Annotated in this window: 22 protein-coding genes; 9 read left to right on the forward strand and 13 right to left on the reverse strand. The window is 72.5% G+C overall.

Annotation, left to right across the window (positions count from 1 at the left end):
• The first annotated feature begins 2 nt into the window (after nt 1-2).
• The 4 genes from K7862_RS21940 to K7862_RS21955 all read left to right on the forward strand — a co-directional run bounded on the left by K7862_RS21940 (nt 3) and on the right by K7862_RS21955 (nt 3,932).
• On the forward strand, nt 3-974 hold the full coding sequence (locus tag K7862_RS21940) for an ATP-binding cassette domain-containing protein (RefSeq protein ID WP_222965133.1): 972 nt from the start codon (nt 3-5) through the stop codon (nt 972-974).
• Nucleotides 971-1,819, forward strand: coding sequence for an ABC transporter permease (locus K7862_RS21945; protein WP_222965135.1), 849 nt, complete (start codon nt 971-973; stop codon nt 1,817-1,819). The genes K7862_RS21940 and K7862_RS21945 overlap by 4 nt, the downstream gene beginning before the upstream one ends.
• A gap of 83 nt (nt 1,820-1,902) precedes the next feature.
• The gene (locus K7862_RS21950) at nt 1,903-3,246 is read left to right on the forward strand and encodes a sensor histidine kinase (RefSeq protein ID WP_262413590.1); all 1,344 of its coding nucleotides are present in this window, start codon (nt 1,903-1,905) and stop codon (nt 3,244-3,246) included.
• Complete coding sequence (locus K7862_RS21955) at nt 3,243-3,932, forward strand: response regulator (RefSeq protein WP_222965139.1); 690 nt, start codon at nt 3,243-3,245, stop codon at nt 3,930-3,932. Before K7862_RS21950 ends, K7862_RS21955 begins: the two co-directional genes overlap by 4 nt.
• A 31-nt stretch (nt 3,933-3,963) precedes the next feature.
• Here the strand turns inward: K7862_RS21955 and K7862_RS21960 are convergent, their stop codons facing one another.
• The 8 genes from K7862_RS21960 to K7862_RS21995 form a co-directional block, all read right to left on the reverse strand.
• Nucleotides 3,964-4,296, reverse strand: coding sequence for a phosphopantetheine-binding protein (locus tag K7862_RS21960; RefSeq protein WP_222965141.1), 333 nt, complete (start codon nt 4,294-4,296; stop codon nt 3,964-3,966).
• Nucleotides 4,296-5,357, reverse strand: coding sequence for a ketoacyl-ACP synthase III family protein (locus tag K7862_RS21965; protein WP_222965143.1), 1,062 nt, complete (start codon nt 5,355-5,357; stop codon nt 4,296-4,298). The genes K7862_RS21960 and K7862_RS21965 overlap by 1 nt, the downstream gene beginning before the upstream one ends.
• A gap of 50 nt (nt 5,358-5,407) precedes the next feature.
• Nucleotides 5,408-7,048 (reverse strand): amino acid adenylation domain-containing protein, encoded by a 1,641-nt coding sequence (locus tag K7862_RS21970; protein ID WP_222965145.1) that lies wholly within the window; start codon nt 7,046-7,048, stop codon nt 5,408-5,410.
• Nucleotides 7,049-7,078: 30 nt separating this feature from the next.
• Nucleotides 7,079-8,686 carry a class I SAM-dependent methyltransferase gene (locus K7862_RS21975; RefSeq protein ID WP_222965147.1) on the reverse strand — a complete coding sequence of 536 codons (1,608 nt, stop codon included), beginning with the start codon at nt 8,684-8,686 and terminating at the stop codon, nt 7,079-7,081.
• A 205-nt stretch (nt 8,687-8,891) separates the two neighbouring features.
• Nucleotides 8,892-9,422, reverse strand: a complete 531-nt coding sequence (locus K7862_RS21980; RefSeq protein WP_222965150.1) for a GNAT family N-acetyltransferase — start codon at nt 9,420-9,422, stop codon at nt 8,892-8,894.
• 169 nt (nt 9,423-9,591) lie between these two features.
• On the reverse strand, nt 9,592-10,041 hold the full coding sequence (locus K7862_RS21985) for a nuclear transport factor 2 family protein (protein WP_222965152.1): 450 nt from the start codon (nt 10,039-10,041) through the stop codon (nt 9,592-9,594).
• Between the two features lie 92 nt (nt 10,042-10,133).
• Complete coding sequence (locus K7862_RS21990; protein ID WP_222965154.1) at nt 10,134-10,904, reverse strand: SDR family NAD(P)-dependent oxidoreductase; 771 nt, start codon at nt 10,902-10,904, stop codon at nt 10,134-10,136.
• A gap of 111 nt (nt 10,905-11,015) precedes the next feature.
• The gene (locus K7862_RS21995; protein WP_222965156.1) at nt 11,016-12,080 is read right to left on the reverse strand and encodes an alkene reductase; all 1,065 of its coding nucleotides are present in this window, start codon (nt 12,078-12,080) and stop codon (nt 11,016-11,018) included.
• Nucleotides 12,081-12,228: 148 nt separating this feature from the next.
• Here K7862_RS21995 and K7862_RS22000 point away from each other — a divergent pair, with 148 nt between their 5' ends.
• Complete coding sequence (locus tag K7862_RS22000) at nt 12,229-12,735, forward strand: MarR family winged helix-turn-helix transcriptional regulator (protein ID WP_308012111.1); 507 nt, start codon at nt 12,229-12,231, stop codon at nt 12,733-12,735.
• A gap of 339 nt (nt 12,736-13,074) precedes the next feature.
• Here K7862_RS22000 and K7862_RS22005 read toward each other — a convergent pair whose 3' ends face one another.
• On the reverse strand, nt 13,075-13,926 hold the full coding sequence (locus K7862_RS22005; RefSeq protein ID WP_222965158.1) for a helix-turn-helix transcriptional regulator: 852 nt from the start codon (nt 13,924-13,926) through the stop codon (nt 13,075-13,077).
• A 171-nt stretch (nt 13,927-14,097) separates the two neighbouring features.
• Here K7862_RS22005 and K7862_RS22010 point away from each other — a divergent pair, with 171 nt between their 5' ends.
• The 4 genes from K7862_RS22010 (at nt 14,098) to K7862_RS22025 (ending at nt 16,774) form a co-directional block, all read left to right on the forward strand.
• Nucleotides 14,098-15,030: an SDR family NAD(P)-dependent oxidoreductase gene (locus tag K7862_RS22010; protein ID WP_222965160.1), complete on the forward strand. Its 933-nt coding sequence runs from the start codon at nt 14,098-14,100 to the stop codon at nt 15,028-15,030.
• Nucleotides 15,031-15,156: 126 nt separating this feature from the next.
• The gene (locus K7862_RS22015; protein ID WP_222965162.1) at nt 15,157-15,921 is read left to right on the forward strand and encodes an SDR family oxidoreductase; all 765 of its coding nucleotides are present in this window, start codon (nt 15,157-15,159) and stop codon (nt 15,919-15,921) included.
• A 54-nt stretch (nt 15,922-15,975) separates the two neighbouring features.
• On the forward strand, nt 15,976-16,215 hold the full coding sequence (locus K7862_RS22020) for a 4-oxalocrotonate tautomerase family protein (RefSeq protein ID WP_222965164.1): 240 nt from the start codon (nt 15,976-15,978) through the stop codon (nt 16,213-16,215).
• Nucleotides 16,216-16,306: 91 nt separating this feature from the next.
• Entirely contained in the window at nt 16,307-16,774 is a 468-nt protein-coding gene (locus K7862_RS22025) for a hypothetical protein (RefSeq protein WP_222965166.1), read from the forward strand.
• Nucleotides 16,775-16,800: 26 nt separating this feature from the next.
• Here K7862_RS22025 and K7862_RS22030 read toward each other — a convergent pair whose 3' ends face one another.
• The 4 genes from K7862_RS22030 to manD form a co-directional block, all read right to left on the reverse strand.
• Nucleotides 16,801-18,768, reverse strand: a complete 1,968-nt coding sequence (locus tag K7862_RS22030; RefSeq protein ID WP_222965168.1) for a S9 family peptidase — start codon at nt 18,766-18,768, stop codon at nt 16,801-16,803.
• Between the two features lie 90 nt (nt 18,769-18,858).
• Complete coding sequence (locus tag K7862_RS22035) at nt 18,859-19,356, reverse strand: NUDIX domain-containing protein (RefSeq protein WP_222965170.1); 498 nt, start codon at nt 19,354-19,356, stop codon at nt 18,859-18,861.
• Nucleotides 19,357-19,447: 91 nt separating this feature from the next.
• On the reverse strand, nt 19,448-20,965 hold the full coding sequence (locus K7862_RS22040) for a mannitol dehydrogenase family protein (RefSeq protein WP_222965172.1): 1,518 nt from the start codon (nt 20,963-20,965) through the stop codon (nt 19,448-19,450).
• Nucleotides 20,962-22,170 carry a D-mannonate dehydratase ManD gene (manD, locus tag K7862_RS22045; protein ID WP_222965174.1) on the reverse strand — a complete coding sequence of 403 codons (1,209 nt, stop codon included), beginning with the start codon at nt 22,168-22,170 and terminating at the stop codon, nt 20,962-20,964. Before manD ends, K7862_RS22040 begins: the two co-directional genes overlap by 4 nt.
• Nucleotides 22,171-22,210 lie beyond the last annotated feature (40 nt).

Below are 22,210 nucleotides of genomic sequence, written 5' to 3' on the forward strand. Positions count from 1 at the left end.
CGATGATCGTGGCGCAGCAACTGTCCAAACGGTACGGCGAGAAGACGGCCGTGGACCGGCTGGACTTCACCGTGAAGCCGGGCATGGTGACGGGCTTCCTGGGTCCGAACGGGGCCGGCAAGTCGACCACCATGCGCATGATCGTCGGACTCGACGCGCCGACCGGCGGCTCGGTCACCGTCAACGGCCGCCGCTACGCCGAGCACGGCGCTCCGCTGCAGGAGGTCGGCGCGCTGCTGGAGGCGAAGTCGATCCACCCCGGCCGCTCCGCCTTCAACCACCTCAACACCCTCGCGCTCACCCACGGGATCCCGCGCCGCCGGGTGGACGAGGTGATCGAGCTGACCGGCCTGCAGGCCGTGGCGCGCAAGCGGGCGGGGGCCTTCTCACTGGGCATGGGCCAGCGGCTGGGCATCGCCGCCGCGCTGCTCGGCGATCCGGCCACCGTGATGCTGGACGAGCCGGTCAACGGCCTGGACCCGGAGGGCGTGCTGTGGATGCGCAACCTGCTCACCGGACTGGCCGCCGAGGGCCGTACGGTCTTCGTCTCCTCGCACCTGATGAGCGAGATGGCGCTGACCGCCGAGCACCTGATCATCGTCGGGCGCGGCCGGCTGCTGGCCGACACCACCGTCAAGGAACTGATCCGGCAGTCCGGCGGTGACACCGTGAAGGTCGCCAGCTCCGACCCCGCCCGGCTGCGCGAGGTGCTGGCCGGCCCGGGCGTCGACGTCACCGGCCGCTCCGGTTCCGAGGAGCTCCTGGTCACCGGGCTGACGGCGCGCGCGATCGGCCTGAAGGCCGCCGAGCACAACATCGCCCTGTTCGAGCTGGTCACCAAGGGGGTGTCCCTGGAGGAGGCGTTCATGGAGCTGACCCGGGACGCCGTCGAGTACCACGGCAACACCACCACCCCGGGCTTCGAAAGCGCCGAAAGCACCGAGAACGCCGAGACCGTTGGGAGCGCGGCATGAGCACCGCCACCGCCACCACCCCGCAGAGCGCCCCGGCACGCGCCGAGCGCCCCGCCTACAAGGTCACCGCCGCCCGCGTGCTGCGCTCGGAGTGGGCCAAGTTCTGGTCGCTGCGCTCCAGCTGGATCACGCTGACACTCGCACTGGTCTTCGTCCTGTTCTTCGGCCTGATCCGGGCCTGGCGCTACAAGGTCAACATCACGGGCGGGCACCCGATGCACGGCCCCGAGATGATGTCGGCCAACGCCGTCAGCCTCTCGCTGTTCGGGCTCAACTTCGGCCAGCTGGCCGTCGGCGTGCTCGGTGTGCTGGTCGCCGCCGGCGAGTACTCCACCGGGATGATCCGCTCCACGCTGGCCGCCGTGCCGCGGCGACTGCCGGTGCTGTGGTCCAAGGCCGTCGTGTTCGGCGCGGTCGCCCTCGGCGTCGGCGTGGTGGGGGCGTTCGTCGCCTTCGGCTTCGGCAGCCACATCGTCTCCGGCACCCGCGCCGCCGTCACCTTCTCCGGCGCAGGGGTGCTGCGCAGCCTGGTGATGGCGGGCGTCTACCTGGCCCTGATCGGGGTGTGCGGGGTGGCCCTGGGGGCGCTGCTGCGGTCGGTCGCCGGCGGCATCGCGGTCCTGTTCGGCACTCTGCTGCTGGTGCCCGGACTGACCGAGCTGCTGCCGACGAGCTGGCAGAACAACGTCAGCCAGTACCTGCCCAGCCACGCCGGCGACTCTATGTACGCACTGCACCAGGACGCGCACACTCTGTCACCGGGAATGGGTCTGCTGGTCCTCGCGCTCTGGACGGCGCTCGCGTTGGCCGGCGCCGCCTACCGGCTCAAGCGCGCGGACGCCTGACCTCGGGCCGAGCAGGCGGCGACCCGCCACGGCGACGGCGGCTGGCACGGACGACGCCCTGCGATGATGGACGGATGACACCCATGACCAGCGCGGCCACCGCCCTCGACGGCGGAACGGGGGACCCGATCTGGGACCATCCCCTGGTCGCCCGCCTGGTCCGGGCGTGCCGCCGGACGCAGCGCACCGACCGGGCCCGGCCCTGGCTGCTGGACACCGCCGTGGTGCTCGGCGTGCTGCTGCTCTTCGGCCTGCCGGACCTGCTGCACGGCGAGAACCGTGCCGGGATCGTGCACGCCGGCAGGCTGCCGGTGACCGCCGTGCTGGCACTGCAACTGGGACTGGCGCTGCCACTGCTGTGGCGGCGCCGGCACCCCACCGCGGCCTTCGCCGCCGTCGCGGCCGTCTTCATCACGCAGTGGTCGCTGGACGTGTGGCTGCACGCCGGCATCGCCCTCTTCCTGGCCCTGTACAGCATGGCCCGGCACGACCGGTTGCGCCGGCTGCCCTGGGCGGGCGCGGTGACGCTGGCCGCGCTGGTGCTCGTCGTCGTCCGGGTGTCGGTGGTGCTCTCACCCCTGGTCGCGCTCTTCTTCCTGTGCTGCGCGGCCACCGCGGCGGCGGCCATGGGCCTGGCGTTGCGGATCGGCACCGCCTACCTGGGCGCCCTGCGCGAACGCGCGACCCGGCTGGAGATCGAACGCGATCAGCGCGCCCGGCTGGCCGCCGCCGCCGAGCGTGCCCGGGTCGCCCGCGAGATGCACGACATCATCGGCCACAACCTCGCCGTCATCGTCGGCCTGGCCGACGGCGGCTCCTACAGCGCCGAGCGCGCGCCGCAGCGCAGCAAGGAGGCGCTGGAGCTGATCGCCGGCACCGGGCGCCAGGCCCTCGACGAGCTGCGCCGGCTGCTGGGCGTGCTGCGCGAGGAGCGCGCGGAAGGACCCGAGCTCAGCCCGCAGCCCGGGATCGCCGACCTGGACGCGCTCTGCGCACGGGTGCGCGCGGCCGGCCCGGAGGTCACCTACCGGACGGTGGGCGACGTGGAGGCGCTCGACCGGGGCCTGCAGCTGACCGTCTACCGGATCGCTCAGGAGGCGCTGACCAACACCCTCAAGCACGCGGGTCCGCGGACCAGGGCGAAGGTCACGCTGCGCGTGGACGAGCGGGAGATCACCATCAGCGTCGAGGACAACGGCCGCCCCGACGGGACCGAGCCGGGACACCCGGGGCGCACGGACGCGGAGGGCCACGTGGGCAGCGGCGGAGACGGCCAGGGACTCGCGGGGATGCGCGAGCGGGCCGCCCTCTACGGGGGCCGGCTGAAGGCGGGCAAGCGCCCCGGCGGCGGCTGGACCGTGGCGGCCGTCCTCGACCCCGCACCGTCCGTCCGGCGGGAGGCGCCCGCCGCCGAGGTGCCGTCATGACCACCGTCGTCATCGTCGACGACCAGCCGCTGCAGCGCTTCGGCTTCCGGATGCTGCTGGAGAGCGCGCCCGGCACCGAGGTGGTCGGCGAGGCGGACAACGGCGTCCTGGCCGTCCGGAAGGTCGCCGAACTGCGCCCTGACGTCGTCCTGATGGACGTCCGGATGCCCGGCATGGACGGCATCGAGGCCACCCGCCGGATCGTCGCCTCCGGCGGCCGCTCCCGCGTCCTGGTGCTCACCACCTTCGACCTCGACGAGTACGCGCACGCCGCGCTGCGCGCCGGAGCCAGCGGCTTCCTGCTCAAGGACGCCCTCCCCGAGGAACTCCTCGCCGGAATCCGGGCGGTGGCCTCCGGCGACGCCGTGATCGCCCCCGGGCTCACCCGCCGCCTGCTCGACGCCTACGCCCACCACCTGCCCGGCCAGGCGACCGCCCGGCAGCCCGCCACCGATCCGCGGCTGCGCTCGCTGACCGAACGCGAGCACGAGATCCTGCTGGCCATCGGCCAGGGCTGGAGCAACGGCGAGATCGCGGAACACCTGGTGCTCTCGGAGAGCACGGTCAAGACCCACGTCGGCCGGGTGCTGGCGAAGATCGGTGCCCGGGACCGGATCCAGGCCGTGATCCTCGCCTACGACCTCGGCCTGGCCCGTCCCCGGCCCGGCCACCACGCCGGCCACTGACCCCTCTTGTCCGGGCGCGGCGGTCCGGTCGTCACGGCCGGGGGCCGTCGTCCTCAGCCGGTCCCGGTGCCGGCAGGGGTGCCGAGCCGGGCAGGGGCGCCGCCGTCGTCGTCACGGCCTGGTCGTTGAGGTGCCGCGCCCACGCCCGGACGGTGGGTTCCGCGGTCAGGACATGGAAGTCGGCCTTCCGGCCGCCGCGCCGCCAGCGGCCGGTCAGCCTCATCATCCGCAAGGAGTCCAGGCCGAGGTCGACGAGGTTCGTGTCGTCGCCGATCAGCGAAGGTGCGACCCGCAGGACCGCCGCGACGGCGCCGCGCACCTCGTCGGTGGTCACGGCGGGCGGCTCTCGATCCCAGTCGTTCATCACCAGGTCCTGCCTTCCGTGTCGCGGGCGGTGCGGGTGATCTCGAGGACGGCGCAGCCCGCCTCCAGGCCTTCGGTGGCGCCGACGAGCAGCACATGGTCTCCGTGCCGCACCTGGCCCGAGCGCCACAGGTGGGCCAGGCCCAGGACCTGGTCGCCGACGGTCGCGTGGCCGAGGGTCCTCAGGTGGTCCCAGGTACTGAGCTCGACCGGCAGACCGAGCGGATCGAGGATCAGTGTGTGCAGGGAGTTCTCGCTGAAACCGGTGGGAGCGACCCGCGTGACGGCCTCCCGCGCGACGCCGGCCTCGGCCAGCGTTCGTTCGGCAAGGCCCGCGACGAGCTCTGCGAACCGGTTGACCGAGTCGAGCAGGTCGCGGGGACCGGCACCGGGGCGCTCGGCCCACTCCTGGCGCCGGGACGCGGCCCGCCAGGGATGATCGGGGTACCGAGCGGGCGGCAGCAGCGAGTCGTTGCCGCGGTGGATGCCCTCCAGTTCGGGTGCCGAACGTGAGCCGACGGCCTTCAGCGCCGCGAAGCCGCCCCGCGTGGAGGCCACGAGAGCGACGCCGCTGTCGGCGAACACCGCGAGCTCGGAGTCGTTCCACCGGTCGAACATCGGGGTGGAGAAGTTGTCCGCACCGGTGATCAGGACCGCCTGGCGGCCGGGGGAGCCGGGCTCCAGCAGGCCGGCGGCCAGCTGAAGGGAGGTCAGGACCGCCAGACAGCCGTGCGCGATCCCGAACGCCGGGATCGGCCGGTCGAGTGCGCGGTGGAGGACGTAGTGGGGTGCGGACCAGTGTCCGGGCCCCTGGTAGTAGGCGCCGTTGTGCACGACGGCCGCGAAGTCGCCGGGGTCGTGGCCGGCCTGGTCCAGGGCCTGCCGGGCCGCGCGCACCGCCATGTCCGGTGCGGACAGGGCGGGTTCGACGGCGACAGACAGCAGGCCGGACTCCCGCGCCGCGCCCGGCTCGAACAGGCCCTGCCGGACGGCCTCTTCGACGGGGGTGGGCGACGGCGTGTACGTGCCGATGCCGGCGAGGTGGATGCCCTCGACTTTCACGAACGTCCTCCTTGGGGCGCGGCGTGCGGGGGAGGTCAGGCCATGGCCCGTCACAGCGGGAACGGTTCGAGCTGTCCGGCGATCACCTGCGCGCGCAACGCGGCCCGGTCGGTCTTTCCGTTGGCGTTGAGCGGAAGGCGGTCCACGAGGTGGAAGGTCAGCGGGATCATGTAGGGCGGCAGGCGCTCGCGCAGGTGATCCTCCACCGCCGGCACGTCCGCGTCCGGGCCGCAGAGGACCGCCGCCAGCACGGTCGTCCCCTCCACTTCGCCGGGTACGGCCAGGACGACAGCCTGGTCGACGCCCTTGTACCGGCGCAGATGCGCCTCCACTTCCCCCAACTCGACGCGGTGGCCGAGGATTTTGACCTGCGCGTCGACCCGGCCGGCGTACAGGAGGGTGCCGTCGGCCGTCCGCCGGCCGAGGTCGCCGGTGCGGTACCACCGGCCGTCGTCGCGCAGGTGGAAGGCGGCCTGTGTCTGTTGCGGGGACCGCCAGTACCCGGCGAAGACCTGGGGCCCCCGCAGGCAGATCTCGCCCGTCCGGCCGCCGGCCACGGGGGTGCCGTCGGCCGCCAGCAGCGCCGCGTCCATCCCGGGGTGGGGCCGCCCGATCGGCACGATGCCGTTCGTGCCCAGGGCGGGGGAGTGCCGTGGGTGCCAGCGGTGCGCCGTGCAGGCGATGGTGGCCTCCGTCGGCCCGTAGAGGTTCTCCACCACCGACCGTGGTGCCGCCGCCTGCCAGGCCGCGGCCGCCGAAACCGGAAGCGCCTCTCCGCAGAACAGGCTCCAGCGCAGCGACGGCAGGATGCCCGGCGTCAGCGCCCCGCCGCCGTGCTGGAGCACGGCGACCGAGGGCACCGAGAACCACACGGTGATCCGGCGGTCGCGGATGAAGCTCAGCGGCGCGTGCAGGTCCGCCGCGTCCAGCGGCACCAGCACCCCGCCGCTGCCCCAGGCCATGAACAGGTCGAAGACCGCCAGGTCGAAGGTGTGGTCGAAGGTGTTGCTGAATCGGTCGTCGGGGGAGAAGCCGTACCGTTCGGTGCTCACCCGCAGGAACGCACTCACGTTGGCGTGCGTGATCGGCACCCCCTTGGGACGGCCGGTCGATCCGGAGGTGAACAACAGATAGGCGGTGTCACCGGGTTCGGGCAGCAGCGGTTCCGGGAGAGGAGCCGCTTCCACGACGGGTTCGGTCCCGCCCGCGCCGGGCCCGGTGGGCAACCCCCGCGTCCTCCCGTCGGGTTGCGCGACCAGCACCGGCGGGGCGCCCGGCAGGTCGTCCAGCAGCAGGTGCGCGTGCGGCAGCGAGGGCTCGTCGGTCAGCAGCGCGTCGAGATCGGCGCGCGTCACGATGTCCCGGTTGCGCCGGACCGGATAGCTGCTGTTGAGGGGTACGGCCGCAGCGCCCGCGTACAGGGCCGCGAGGAAACCGGCGTAGGTCACGATGCCGCGGTGCCCGAGAACGCCCACGCGTCGCGGGCGGGCGTCCGCCGTCAGCAGCGCGCCCGCCCAGCGGCGCGCGAGATGGTCCAACTCGGCGTAGGACCACACGCGTTCGCCGAGCGACAGGGCGGCGCGGTGCGGATGGCGCCGCACCGAACGGCGGAAGCCGGAGTGCAGAAAGGACAGGGACGCGGGGCCGCGGTCGTGCATGGTGGTCTCACGTCCCCGTTTCGTGGTCGGCACGCGGACAGCGGCGTGCGGCCGGGCGCATGGTCACTCCGGAGCGCCGTCGTCGGTCCCGGGGAGCCGTCCGGCGTCGACGGTCCCGTCGGGACGGCTGGGGATCTCGTCGACGATGACGAGGCGGGCCGGGACCAGGTCGGCGGGCAGGTGCGCCGTGAGGAAGGCGCGCAGGTCGAGCGCGAGGTCGTCGGACAGCGCCTGGTGCAGCGGCGCGTTGGTGAGCGCGCTCCGCCGGGTCCGCGGCGCCCACGGCGGCGTGGCTCCGGGGCGGCTGACGGCCACGTCGTAGCGGCCGGGCGTGCCGGAGCGCGGCGGCGTGACCGCGACGGTGAGACCGCGCCGGCGGCCGATCGCCCACCAGAGGCCGGGGTCCAGTCCGTCCAGCGCGCCGGGATCGAGCAGGTCGCCGAGCCTGGCGTCGGCCGGGCTCTCGGTCAGGGCACGCCACGTGGCGACGTCGCGGGCCGTCCGGGAGTCGGGGACGTCGAGGATGACGGCCTCGCGCAGCTCACCGCGCTCGATCCGGGACTCCACGGCCGCGACGCTCCAGCGGGCGGGGTCCCACGGCACGGCGAGATGCCCCGGGCGGGGTTCCGGGCGGGGGTGGGGTGCCGCTCCGGGGCCGGGCCGCGCTCCCACCCGCAGCGTCACGTCGTAGCGGAACTTGGTCAGCTCGTTGGCCACCGTGCCGCGTTTGAGCTGGAGGCCGACCTCGCACACCCCGGGCAACTCGGCGGCCAGAGCGGCGAAGAAGGCCGGATCGACCAGCAGTTCGCCCTCGTCGGCGACGGCCGCGGTCACCCGTCGCCGCACCTCGCCTGCCGGTGTCCCGCTGTCGGCGTGCCAGACCTCCACGGAGCTGTGGAGGACCTGGAGCAGCCGCAGATCGCGCACGTCGCCGATGAGGACGGCGCCGCCGGGCCGCACGACGCGGACGGCCTCCCGGAGCATCCGCCGCAGATAGGAGGCGGAGGGGAAGTACTGGACGACGGAGTTGAGCAGGACCAGGTCCAGGCTGTCGTCGGCGAACCCGCTGAAGTCGGTCCCCTCGCGCTCCAGCAGCGTGACCCCCGCGTACGCGTGCGGGGACGCGTCCAGCCGGCGCCGGAGGGCATGCAGCACCCGGGCCGACAGGTCCGTCGCCCAGTACCGCTCGGCGCCCGGCGCGAGACGCAGCAGCAGCATGCCGGTGCCGCAGCCCACTTCCAGAACCCTGCGGTGCGGCAGGGCCGCCACCTGGTCCACGACGCCGTCGATCGCCTCGCCGACCTCGTGGCGCGTCATGACCGTGCCGGTGTAACTGCTGTTCCAGCCGGCCCGGTCCAGGGCCGGGTCGCCGGGCGCGAGCGCCGCGTCGTCGGCAGTACCGGCGGGGGACGGGCGGTAGACGTGCTCGAAGACGTCCCTCCACCCGTCGACGTGCTCGCCGGCCAGTCCGGTGGTCTGTTCGGCCAGGTAGCCGGGCTCGGCGACGACATAGGCGGTCAGTGCGGTCCGGCCGTCGGGCAGGACCTGGGGGAGGACGGCGGCCTCCCGGACCGCCGGGTGCCGGATCAGGCGCCGGCTGACGGCGGCCGGCCCCGCCTGAGCCGGTGCGGCAGCGCCGTTCGGGGTGAATCCCGGCCCGCGCCTGGTCACAGGGGTGCCTCCTCGCCGGGCCGGCGCTTGCGGGGACGGTCGTGTGCACCGGTCGTCCCGAGCGTGTCAGGCCGTGGCTGAGGACCGCTCGGACGAGGCTTGTCTCCCGGCGGTGTCCCGCCTCACCCGCAGGACGGGAGCGGCGGGTCCGTCGCCGTTCGGCCCCGGGGGGCTACAGGGGTGGGCACGCGGTCACCTGCGGGGATCAAACGCCGATCCAGTAGCGCCGCTTGACCCCGAGAGCGGTGCCGCGCACATCCTCGAGGACGCCGCCGTGATTCTCGATGATGCGCGCCGAGGCGACGTTGCCCTCGTCGCAGGTCAGCAGGACGCGGTCCAGGCCGAGCGCCGGCGCCTTGAGCAGCACCTCGCCCAGCGCCCACGAGGCCAGTCCGCGTCTCCTGGCGGAAGGCCGCACGCTGTAGCCGATGTGGCCTCCGCCCTCCAGCAGGACGGCGTTCAGGTAGTGCCGCAGGTCGATGGCCCCGAGGTAGGTCTCGTCCTCGACGATCCACCAGTGGGTGGCGTGGACGAACCCTTCCCCGACCGGCAGCGACCGGTCGGCGTGCCGGCGCAGCCGCCCGACCCACGAGCCGAACCCCTCCGGGCTGCCGAGGTCGTCGTCACCGACCAGGCGCAGGCCGGTCCCGTCCTGGTGCGCACCGGGCGGCCACTCGTCACGCGCGGCGAGCCACGAGGAGTGCAGCCGTTCCGTGGGTGTGATCAGTGCGGCCATGCGGGGATCCTAAGGCCCCCCGCCCGGACCCGCCTCGCGCCGAAGAAAAAGGCCCAGGTCGACGACCCGGGCCTTTCGCGTTGTGTGGACTTTGTACAGCGCGCCACATGGACACCACCGCGCCTTCGCACCCCGCCCAGCGGGGGACAGGCTCCCGCGGAAAGCCGGGTTATCCGGCGTGGTCGCGGCGCAACTCGGCGTCCAGCACGACTCGGTGGTGAACGAGCTTCCACTGGCCCCCGGTGCGGCGGAGCGTCGAATGGTACTCGCCGCTCTCCTCGATCACCGTGCGCGTGGGCGCCGAGTCGTCACCAGGTAGGACCACGAACTCCTCGAAGAGCGCCTCCACCGTCGCCTCGTTCCCGTCGATGTCGACCACGAAGCCGTGGATGAGCGCCCGGCCCCGGGCGCCGGGCGGGAACGTTTTGCCGGTCACGGCGTCGGCGATCTCCTGACGTCCCGTCAGTATGAGGAATGCCTCCGGCGTGCCGGAGCCGTCCCGCGAGATGTCGACCCTGCCGTCGTCGTCGAACAGCGCGGCCAGCCCTGCGCCATCCCGGCGGTTGACCGCCTGGGCGTAGCGTGCCAGGACCTGCTGTATTCGGCGCTCCTCGCTCATGCGAATTCTCCTTTGTCGTTTTTGTCGTTTCTGGGGTGCGGAACGCGGGCCGGAACCCCCCTTTGTGAGGGGCGTTCCGGCACGCGACGGGGTCAGGTGAAGTTGGCCCCGCCGTCGACGAGGAATGACTGACCGTTGATGTAGGCGCCGTCGTCGGAGAACAGGAAGGCCACGGTTCCGGCGAGATCCTCGGGTACGCCCAGGCGCGGCGCTCGTACCGTGGCGAGGATCTCCTCACGGAACGTCTCGTCGGTCGAGGCGAGGGCGGCGCCGGTGAGGATCACGCCGGGGGAGATCAGGTTGGCGCGGACACCGTGCTTGCCGCCGACCGTCGCGGTGTGCCGGGTGAGCCCCACCAGACCGCTTTTGGCGGCCTGGTAGGCGACGCGAACGTTCTCGCCCATCCACACCGCGCTGGACTCGGTGTTGACGATGGAACCGGTGCCCTGCTCCATCATGATCGGCAGCGCGTGACGGATGCCGTACATGTAGCCGGTCAGGGTCACGTCGATGGTGTGCTGCCACACGTCCAGCGGGACGGAGGTGACATCGACGTCCCGGCCGAGGGTCCGCGGCGAGAGGTCGGCGGCCACGTTGTATAGCCCGTGCAGGCCGTCGAAACGCTCCACCGTGAAAGTGATCAGGTCCTTGTACGACCGCTCGTCGGTGATGTCGAATCCCCTGGCCACTGCGCTTCCGCCCGCGGCGGTGATCCTTTCGGCGACGGCCTGGGCGCTGGATTCGTTGAGGTCGGCGGCCACGACTTTCATGCCTTCTTCGGCCAGCCGGATCGCGGTGGCTCCGCCGATGTTCCCCACGGCCGCTCCCGCGACGATGGCGACCTTGTCCTTCAGTCCTCGCATGGTTCTGCCACTTCTCTTCTCTTCGGTGCTTTCGGTCGGTCCCCCCCGGGGGCGCCCTGATGTGCGGCGCAGCGGTGCGCCGGTCTCCGGACAGTCACGGCTCGGGGGATCTCAGTGCCACAGGAACGGGTAGTCGGTGTATCCCGTGGTGCCGCCGTAGAAGGTGGCCGGGTCAGGCTCGTTGTAGGGCCCTGCCTGCGCGATGCGCAGCGGCAGGTCGGGGTTGGCCAGGAAGGCCGTGGCGAAGGCGACGACGTCGGCGAGGCCGGAGTCCAAGGCCTCGCGGGCTTCCACGTGCGGTGGCCGGGGAGCCTCACCGGCGTGGGGGTTGAGCACCAGCGCGCCGGGCCAGAGCGCGCGCAGGTCCTGCGTCAGGCGCCTCCGGCCGGGCCACTCCCGCATGTCGAGGAAGGCCAGATCCAGAGGCGCCAGCGCCGAGAAGAGCTCCCGGTACAACGCTTCGGTGTCGACCTCTTCGATGCCCAGGATCGGTGCGGCAGGTGAGATGCGCAGTGCCGTGCGGTCCGGCCCGATCGCTTCGGCGACCGCCTCGACGGTCTCCACGGCGAAGCGGATCCTGTTCTCGATCGACCCGCCCCAGCGGTCGGTGCGCAGGTTGGCCTTCGCGCAGAAGAACTGCTGGATCAGGAAGCCGTTGGCACCGTGCAGTTCGACCCCGTCGAAGCCGGCGTCGACGGCCAGGCGGGCCGCACGGACGAAGTCGTCGATGGTGCTCCGGATGTCGTCCTCGGTCATGGCACGGGGCACCGGCATGTCCCTCATCCCGCTCGGGGTGAAGATCTGTTCCGGGGTGCGCACCGCGGAGGGGGCGATCGGCGTGAGGTCGTTGTCCGGGCTGAAGACCCGGCCGCCGTGCATCAGCTGGGCGTAGATGACCGCGCCGGCTTCGTGGGCCGCGGCCGTGACCTGCCGCCAGGACGCCGCCTGCTCGTCGTCGGTCAGCAGCGGCGTACCGAGGAACGACTGCGCCTGCCGGCTGGGGTAGATCGCCTCGGTGACGATCAGGCCGGCGGAGGCCCGCTGGCGGTAGTACTCGGCCATCTGCGGGGTGGCGGTGCCGTCGGGCGTCACACGATTGCGGGTCATCGGGGCGAGGGCGAAACGGTTGGCGAGCTTCGCTCTCCCCAGAACGATCGGGCTGAAGGCGTCGGGCATGGTTCTCGACTCTCTGTCTGGCGGGCGGGCGTCGGGGCGGCCCGGTCCGGCTGTGCCGGGCGAGGTGCCGATCCGAAGGCATTTAGTTGCTACGTCAAGCAAATATTGCTTCTCGATACTTCCTTCGTCAAGGAAGTAATATGGAGACGTGAGCGACACCACAGAAGACCGTCCCCAGCCGCTGACCGCAGACGAAGAAGCCGTCGTCCGGGCCCTGGCCCGGGTCATGTATGCCCTGCCGCGCGCCATCGACCAGGACATGCGGCGGGAACAGCACATGCAGCTGATCGACTACACCGCGCTCATGCATCTCTCCGAGGCCCCGAACGGGCGGTTGCGCATGAGCGTGCTCGCGTCCGCCTGCGAGCTGTCGCTGAGCGGGATGTCCCGCCTCGCCGCCCACCTGGAGGGCCAAGGCCTGCTCCGCCGCACGAGGAGTGAGGAGGACGCCAGGGTCACCTTCGCCGTGCTCACCGAGGCGGGCTTCGCCCGGGTGGAGCAGGCCTGGCCGACCAACCTCGCGAGCATTCGCAGCAACTTCATCGACCATCTGGAGGGCCTCGACCTGGCCAAGCTGGCGCAGGCCTTCCATCAGACAGCGACCGACCGCACCTCGACGGCGAAGGGGGACGCCGAAGGTGAGATGGCGCCCTAAGAGGCTCATGAAGATGTCGGAGTTCTGGTCCCGCCGGGTGAGTGGCGGGGCCAGGCCCGTTTCGTGGTGATGGGGGAATGGGCTGGGGAGACGGTCGGGCCGGATGTGTGGGAGACCTGCCGGGGGTCAGGCTGTCCGCGAGGTTGTGGCGGCCACCGGTGTGCTGAAGGGCCAGCACCCCCGGGCGCTGGATTCCACTACCCGACCACCGGCCGGACAGCCCCCAACAGCAAGATCTTCATCGGTCTTCCAGGGTTCCCCCACGTGATCGGGCGGTGTGCGCCGGATCGGGAGCCCGGCTGGTGCGTGGGGGACGCGGGCCGGGCATCGGGATCGGGACTACTGCGGATCGGGCGTGAGGTCCTGGGTGCCGAGGACGGAGAGCAGTTCGAGCTTCTCGACCGCGTCGGTGCCCGGGACGGGGCTGAACCACAGCAGGCGCTGGCGCCCGTCCTCGCTCAGCAGGTTCAGGCAGTTGACGTGGATCAGGCCGAGGGAAGGGTGGACGATGCGCTTGGTGTCCATGCGGCGCACCGCCACGTCGTGCCGGTCCCAGAGCTCGGCGAACTCGGGGCTCCGCCGCAGCAGATCGGTCACCATCGCGTTCGCCTCCTGGTCCCGCGAGCCGCGCCGCGCCACGGCCGCCCGCAGGTCGGCGACGAAGTTCTCCGCGTGCCGGCGGTGGTCCTCGGGCGGATAGATGGCACGGGAGTCCGGGTCGGTGAACCACCGGTGCACGAAGCTCGCGCGGACCCCGCTCGCCGACGGTGGCGGTCCGAGCAGGGCGACGGCCGGCGGGTTCTGCACCAGCGTGACGTGGAGGTCCGTGATCACGCAGGCCGGCGTGCCGGCGAGCCGGTCGAGCAGATCGAGCATGCCGGGATGCACGTGTGCGGCACTGTTGCCCGACGGCGGAAGCGGGCGCTCGGCCAGGTGGTAGAGGTGGTTGCGCTCGTCCAGGGACAGGCGCAGCGCGCGGGCGAGGCTGGCGAGCATCTGCTCGGAGGGCTGTGCGCCGCGTCCTCGTTCGAGCTCGGTGTAGTAGTCGACCGACGCGCCGGCCAGCTGGGCCACCTCGTCACGGCGCAGCCCGGGCACACGCCGCCGCGGTCCGGCCGGCAGCCCGACCTGCTGCGGCCGGATCCGGTCGCGCCGCGACTTCAGGAACGCTCCGAGTTCTGCGAGATCCACTCCTCCAGTCTCCACCCGCGCCCGGGGCCGAGCCAGGGGGTGACGTCCCCCGGGTAACCAGCCACTGGTTCGTCCCTCGCGACCGTTGGACGGTAGGTGTGTCGCCCCGACCGGACAGGTGGCCGGGTGGCCGAGTGGCCGGCGCGTCGAGAGAACCGCGGAGGAAGAGACATGAGCGAGGACACCAAGGTGCTCCAGGAGGCGGGCCGCGGGAAGGTCGTGGTCGTCACCGGCGCCTCCTCGGGCTTCGGCGACCTGGCCGCGCGGGCCCTGGCCCGTGCCGGGCACACCGTCTACGCCGGCATGCGCGCCATCGACGGCCGCAACGCCCCCCGCGCCGCGGAGCTCGCCGAGCTGTCGGCGGCCGAGGGGGTGGACGTCCGCGGAATCGCGATGGACGTCCAGGACCAGGCCTCCGTCGACGCCGCCGTCGCACGGATCGTCGAGGAGCAGGGCCGACTCGACGTCGTGGTGCACAACGCCGGTCACATGGTCCTCGGACCGGCCGAGGCGTTCACGCCCGAGCAGCTCGCCGAGCTCTACGACATCAACGTGCTCAGCACCCAGCGGGTGAACCGCGCGGCCCTGCCGGTCCTGCGCGAGCAGGGCTCGGGCCTGCTGGTGTGGGTCGCCAGCTCCAGCACCCGGGGCGGCCATCCGCCGTTCCTGGCACCGTACTTCGCGGCCAAGGCCGCGATGGACGCGATGGCCGAGAGCTATGCCGCCGAGGTCATCCGGTACGGCATCGACACGGTGATCGTCGTGCCCGGCGCCTACCCCAGCGGCACCAACCACTTCGCGCACGCCGGCGCCCCCGCCGACTCCGAGCGCGACGCCGCGTACGAGACCGCGTACGGGGAACTGCGTGAGCAGTTGCCCGAGCGGCTCGCCGCGATCTTCCCCGCCGGGCGCACGGTGGACGAGGTCGCCCAGGAGATCACGCGCGTCGTCGGCCTGCCCGCGGGACAGCGGCCGTTCCGCGTCCACATCGACCCTTCGCGCGACGGCAGCGACGTGGTGTCCACGGTCAGCGACCGGGTCCGGGCAGAGTTCTACCACCGCATCGGGATCGAGGACCTGCTGCCGGAGCAGGCCAGCCGCTGACCGCTGACCGCTGACCGCTGACCGCTGAGCAACGACTCCGGCCTCGATACCACCGCTCAAGACCACCGGGGCAAGACCACCGGCTCAAGACCACCCACCTCAGAAGCAGAAGAGAGACGCACAAGCATGAACATCTCCGGGAACACCGTCTTCATCCCCGGCGCGACCAGCGGCATCGGTCTCGCCCTCGCCCTCGCGCTCAAGGACCGCGGCAACACCGTGATCATCGGCGGGCGGCGTACCGACCTGCTGGAGAAGCTGGGCGCCGAGCACCCCGACCTCGGCACCGTGCGCATCGACACCGCGGACCCGGAGAGCATCCGGGCCGCCGCGCACGACGTGCTCGGCCGCTACCCGCAGCTGAACGTTCTGGTCGCGATGGCGGGGATCATGCAGGTCGAGGACTGGCACCGGCCCGAGTCCTTCCTGGCCTCGGCCGAGTCGGTCGTCACCACCAATCTGCTCGGCCCGATCCGGCTGATCGGGGCGTTCGTCGAGCACCTGCAGACGCGCCCCGACGCCACGATCGTCACGGTCTCGTCGGGGCTGGGCTTCACCCCGCTGGCGGTGACGCCGAGCTACAACGCGTCGAAGGCCGCGATCCACATGCTCAGCGAGTCGCTCCGGCTGCAACTGGCGGACACCTCGGTGAAGATCGTCGAGCTCGTGCCGCCGTCGGTGCGCACCGCGTTGATGCCCGGGCAGGAGTCCAGCGACTTCGCGATGCCACTGGAGGACTTCATCGCCGAGACCGTCGAGCTCCTCGCGTCCCAGCCGGACGCCAAGGAGATCCAGGTCGAGCGCGTGAAGTTCCTGCGCTACAGCGAGGTCCGCGGCGACTACGACGGCACGGTGGCCACCCTCAACCACGCCGACCCCCACGGGAAGTAGTCCCTCGTTCCTCCCCCCTCACCCGCAACCCCACCCGCACAGGAGGAAACCGTCATGCCTTTCGCGAACTTCAAGGTCCCGGCCGGAACGCTGAGCGCCGAGCAGAAGGAAGCCATCATCCACCGCACCACCGACCTCTACGCCGAGATCTACGGCGAGCGGGCCCGGGCCACCACCCTGGTGCTCGTCGAGGAGGTCGCCGACGGGGGCTGGGGCATCGGGGACAACGTCCTGACCCTCGCCGTCCTCAACGGCCACGACTCCGAGACCCCCTCGGGAGCGGGGCCGGCCTGACCCGCAACCCCCGCGCCCGACACGGGCGGGCCGCCTCCTGGGGGCGGACCCGCCCGGGGTGCGCGGATGACGCAGTCCCTAGGATCAGGGCATGGACTGGGGGCCACTGAGCAGCACGGCGTTGGGCGCCGTCATCGGCATCGCGACCACTCTGGCCGCGGACCACATGCGAGCCCTTCGCGGTCGCACGGACGCCGACCGGGCCAACCGGCAGAAGCTCTACGGGGATTACCTGGCGGCGCTCGCCCGCACGAGGAACCACCTGCGCATCACCGCCAGACATGCCGTACCGCCCGAGGAACGTGCGCACGGAGCGGTGGAGGCCTTCCGCGAGGGGAACGCCTACGAACTGCGGTACCAGGTCGCGGTGGTGGCGCCCAGAGACGTCGTCGAGGCGTCGACGGCGGCGTTCCGAGCGCTGCGGGACCTGCGGGACGAGGTGGAGGGCGGCGCCGTGGCCACCGACGACCGCTACGTAGCGACACGGGAGCGGTGGGACGTCCTGCTCGCGGAGCTGCGCGTCGCCATGCGACGGGATCTGGGGCGGGACTCCTTCTAGGGCCTGCGCGGGCCCGCGGTTCGGGGCTACAGCCAGCGGTCGTACCAGGCGCGGATCCGGCGGAGGGCGTCGAGTTGATGGGCGCGCTCCTGCAGGCCATGGCCCTCGCGGGGATAGACGACGAACTCGTGCTCGACCCCGAAGTGGCGCAGGGCACGGTGGAAGTGGATCGCCTGGCCGAGCGGGACGTTGGTGTCCTCCTCGCCGTGCAGGATCAGCACCGGGGTGCGGATCCTGGAGGCGTACGAGAGGGGACTGTGCAGGTCGTGCGCGTGCGGTCCCGGGCTTTCCCAGCCGGTGCCGCCGCCGAGCGCCGCGTCGACGATCCCCCAGTCGCCGGTCCCGGCCTGCATGCCCCAGTCGCTGATGCCCGCCCCCATCAGTGCGGCCTTGAACCTGTCCGTGTGCCCCACGGCCCAGGCCGCCATGAAGCCTCCGTGGCTCCATCCGGAGATTCCCAGACGCTCGGGGTCGGCGACGCCCTGCGCCACCAGCAGGTCGATTCCGCTGAGGATGTCGGTCCATTCGTCGCCGCCGACCGCGCCCACGACCGTGGCGGCGAACGCGTGGCCGTGCCCCGAGCCGCCCCGGGGGTTGGCCAGGAAGACCGCGTACCCGGCGGTCGCCAGCCACTGGCCGCAGTCGACGACGCTGAGGGTGAACTCGTCGGCGTGGCGGAAGTACGGGCCACCGTGGACCAGGGTGACGAGCGGGAACGGGCCGTCGTCCCGGCTCCGGCCGGCCGGCAGGATCAGCAGGCCGTCCAACGGGAGTCCGTCGGAGGCCTGATAGCCGAGGCGCTCCTGAACACCCCAGCAGATTCCGCGCAGTTCCGGCATGGTGTCGCTGAGCCGGACCAGCGGTCCGCCGGTGGGTCCCGCGTGGACGTTCCTGGGCTCGTACGCCGTGCTCGCCAGCAGGGCGACGGTTTCCCCGGAGCGGTTCGCGGTGAGGCCGGCGAGCATGCCGGGGGTGCAGGAAATCTGGTGGAACCGCAGGGAGTCCGGGTGGAGCCGGTACAGCGCGGTGTCCAGCCCGTCGGCGAACAGCGCGAGCGGGGGACCGTCCGCGACCTGCACCAGCTCGGCCGGGCTGACGGACATGCCGGCGGTGAGGTTGCGCTGTCCGACGGCCGGGCCGGTCGCCGGCGGGACGGTGTCCATCACGGCGAGCTCGCCCACCAGGTGCCCGGGGGTCACTGCCAGGTGGGCCAGATGCCAGATGCCGTCGTGGTTCCACCAGGCCGGGGACTGCGCCTCGACCCCGACAGGACCCAGGTCGTGGACACCCGCCGTGACCGGGTCGACCACGTGCAGTTCCGCTGTCACGACCCCGGGGTCGAGTTCAGGGGTGGACCAGCTCAGCACCGCCAGCGGTCCGCCGTCCGGACGCTGCGCCAGGCCGACCACATGCCGGTCACGGAGCCCGTCCACCGTGCGGAGCACGCCGGTCTCCAGGTCGAGCAGACGCAGCCGGGTGACGGGAAGGTGCCGGCCCCAGACCTTGACGTCGTCGCGCCCGGCCTCCCGGCGCTCGTCCTCGGCGAGCAGGGCGACGGTGCGACCGTCGAGGAGCGGGCAGTGGTCGGAGATGCCGCCGTGCCAACGGGTCAAGGCCTCGGCCTTGGCGATGTCCTCGTCGCCGTCCAGACGTATCCGCTGGAGTTGGGCGGCGCCCGGCTCCTCCCGGTCGGAGGTGAAGAAGAGCGAGGCCGAGTCCGGCGCCCACTTCGGGGCGAGGTCGCGGGCCGTGCCGTCGGTCAGCCGGCGCGGGGAGGTGCTGCCGTCTGCGGTGGTGACCCAGAGGGACCCGTGCGGACGGCCGTCCCCGCCGCCGTTCGCGACCACGACGTAGGCGACCAGACGCCCGTCCGGCGAGATGGCCGGTGCCACGGCGGCGGCGACGTCCACCACCATGTCCGCGGTGAGGCGTGACCCGGCGGGTTCGGCCGGACCGGTCGGTCCGTGTGTCGGCGGCGGTGCGGGAAGCGGCATGCGGACTGCCTTTCGCTCGTCGGTAGGGCAGGCGGACATCCTGTCGTACTGTCGCCGGTACGGGGGGCCGCCCGGCGCGGCGGCCGTGGGTCACAAGCCGAGCGGTACCGGACGGTCGGGAAGGCCGCTGGAGATGAGGGTCGCCAGCGGGCCGGCGAGGTCGCGGGGGGAGAACAGGTCGGTGCCGTCGTAGTCGGCGACGTCCTGGAGGCGCCACCACTGCAGCCTGGTGATGTTCTCGGCGGTGAGTTCGTCGTCGGACAGTGCTCCGCGCGGGGTGAAGAAGGCGGTGCGGACGAGGAAGTAGTCGTTGATGACGCCGTCGTACCCGGCCGCGTGTCCGGGGGCGACGACCTCCTGGTGCCACACGTGGGGCGGCTCTGCGTCGAGGGCCAGGCCCACTTCTTCGTGCAGTTCCCGGCGCAGCGCGGTGAGCGGGCCCTCGCCGGGTTCGACGCCTCCGCCGGGGGCCGCCCAGACGACGATCGTGCCGTCGGGCTGGGGGATGGCGAACCGGCACAGCAGGATGCGGTCGTCGTGGTCGAGGATGATCGCGCGGACGGCGTGACGCAAATTCACCGGGGACATTCGGGCACGATAGCGGGCGGCGTTGAAGGACACCCTGGTGTCCGTCCAGGAACGGCGAGTTGGGAGCCCGGCACGACGAGGCTGCGCCGCCTCACCGCACCCCCGTTCCCGGGGCGAGCAGCCGTGCCGCGTGGTGGACGAGCAGGGCCCGGAAGACCTGGTCGGCGGCCAGGTCGGCCGGGAAGACGGAACGCACGCCGAGCAGCCGGTCCACCAGCTGTCCTGCGTTCCCGAAGTCGGCGACAGCACGGGCCAGTTCGTCGGCACGCGGGTCGCTGAGCGGCAACGACCGGCCGCGGGCATCGGTGTGCCGGCCCACGAACACCATCCAGGCCGCCACCGCGAACGCGGCCCAGTACGGCTCCGCGCCCGCCGCCAGGCGTTCGCGCACGGTGCCGAGCAACCGCACGGGCAGCTTCACCGAACCGTCCGCGGCCACCTGCACGGTGGTGTGCCCGAGCGCCGGGTCGGCGAACCGGCGCAGCACGCCCGCACGGTAGCCGGGCAGGTCGAGGCCGTCCGGGGCGTCCAGCGTGGGCGAGGCGTCGGCCTCCATCAACCCGGCCGCCGCCGTAGCCAGTTCGTCATCGGCCATCGCTTCGGCGATCGTGCGGTGGCCGGCCAGCGCCCCGGCATAGGCGAGCAGCGAGTGCGCGGCGTTGAGCAGCCGCAGCTTCGCGGACTCGTACGGAGCCACGTCGGCGGTGAGCACCGCCCCGGCCTGTTCCCATGGCGGCCTGCCCGCGGCGAAGTCGTCCTCGACCACCCACTGCCGGTACGGCTCCGCGGCGACGCATCCCGCGTCGCGGACGCCCAGCAGCATGGCGGCTTCGGCGCGGTCGGCGTCGGTGGCGGCCGGCACGATCCGGTCCACCACCGAGGAGGGGAACGCCACCTGCTCCTCGATCCAGCCGGCCAGGCCGTCGCCGTCCGGCAGCGCGGCGCAGAAGTCCTGCAGCAGGCCCCGCAGCACCCGGCCGTTGGCCGGCAGGTTGTCGCAGGGCAGCACGCTCAGCGGTCCCGCGTCCCGCCGGCGCCGCTCGGCCATCGCCGCGGCGAGCTGCCCGATGGTGGTGCGCGGCCTGAGCCCGCTGCCGGCTCGCGGCCGGTGCGCGGGTGCGGATCGTGCGGCCATCGCCGCCACATCCGCGGCCACCGCGGGATCGGCCAGGTCCAGCCGTCCGTCCGGGCCGCGGCGGTACCCCTTCTCGGTAACGGTGAGCGTGACCAGCCGGACCCGCGGGTCCGCGATCCGGCCGGCGGGCCCCAGCGGATCGTGCGGCCCGGAGCGGACCTCCCGCAGCGTGCCCGCCACCCGCGCGGGTCCGGCGCCCGCGCCGCGTTCCAGCACGCAGTACAGCCCGTCCTGCGGCCCGAGCGCCTGCAGCACGTCGTCCGAGCGCTGGGTGAACGCGCAGATTCCCCAGTCCGGTCCGCCGGCCCCGCCGTCGAGGCAGTCCTCGGTGTAGAGCGCCTGGTGGGCGCGGTGGAAGGCGCCCACCCCCAAGTGCACGATGGCGACGCCGAGTTCGCCGACGTCATAGCGCGGCAGCACGACGCCGGACCGGGCGGCCAGCCGGGGGAGCGCCGTCAGGGAGAGCCGGTTCACCAGCTGTGCACCGTTCCGTCCTGCAGCCGGTTCACGGGGAGTTGGGCCGGCTGGTAGGGGTACTGCGCCGCGAGGTCCTCGTCGATGTCGACGCCGAGGCCCGGCCGCTCACCCGGGTGCAGCATGCCGTCCTCGAAACGGTAGTCGTGCGGGAACACCGCGTCGGTCTCGGGGGTGTGCCGCATGTACTCCTGGAGGCCGAAGTTGGGGATGCTGATGTCCAGGTGCAGCGCCGCGGCCATGCACACCGGCGACAGGTCGGTGGCGCCGTGGGAGCCGCTGCGCACGTGGTGGAGCGCCGCCAGGTCGAAGATGCGGCGCAGATGGCTGATGCCGCCGGCGTGCACCACCGTGGTGCGGATGTAGTCGATCAACTGCTCCTGGATCAACTGCCGGCAGTCCCAGATGCTGTTGAACACCTCGCCCACCGCCAGCGGTGTCGTGGTGTGCTGCCGGATCAGCCGGAAGCCCTCCTGGAGTTCCGCGGGCACCGGGTCCTCCATCCAGGTCAGCGCGTACGGCTCCAGGCTCGCGCCCAGCCGTGCCGCCTCGATCGGGGTGAGCCGGTGGTGCACGTCGTGCAGCAGTTGCAGGTGCGGTCCGAACTCCTCGCGCACCCGCCGGAACACCTCCGGCACATGGCTGAGGTAGTGCGGCGTCGACCAGGCGGTCTCGGTCGGCAGCGCGGCGTCCGCCGGTTCGTAGAACAGCTTGTCCTTGCCCACGCCGTACGTGGCGTCCAGGCCGGGAACCCCGGTCTGCACCCGCACCGCCCGGTAGCCGAGTTCGGTGTAGCGCCCCACCTCCGTCAGCACCTCGTCGACGGTCTCGGCGTTCGCGTGTCCGTAGACGGTGACGCCGTCCCGGGAACGGCCGCCGAGGAGCTGGTAGACCGGGAGCCCGGCGGCCTTGCCCTTGATGTCCCACAGCGCGGTGTCCACGGCCGCGATCGCCGTCATGGTCACCGGGCCGCGCCGCCAGTAGGCGCCCTTGTAGAGGTACTGCCAGGTGTCCTCGATCCGGGCCGCGTCCCGGCCGATCAGCGCCGGGACGACGTGCTCGGTGAGATACGACGCGACGGCCAGTTCGCGGCCGTTGAGCGTGGCGTCGCCGACGCCGGTGAGGCCGTCGTCCGTGGTGATCTTCAGGGTGACGAAGTTGCGGCCCGGGCAGGTGACGACGACCCGGGCATCGGCGATCTTCACAAGGGCTCCTGGGAAGTGGGGTGGGAGGGGCGGTCGGCGG

The sequence above is a fragment of the Actinacidiphila acidipaludis genome (assembly GCF_019890725.1).
In the GTDB taxonomy this organism is placed as follows: Bacteria; Actinomycetota; Actinomycetes; order Streptomycetales; family Streptomycetaceae; genus Actinacidiphila; species Actinacidiphila acidipaludis.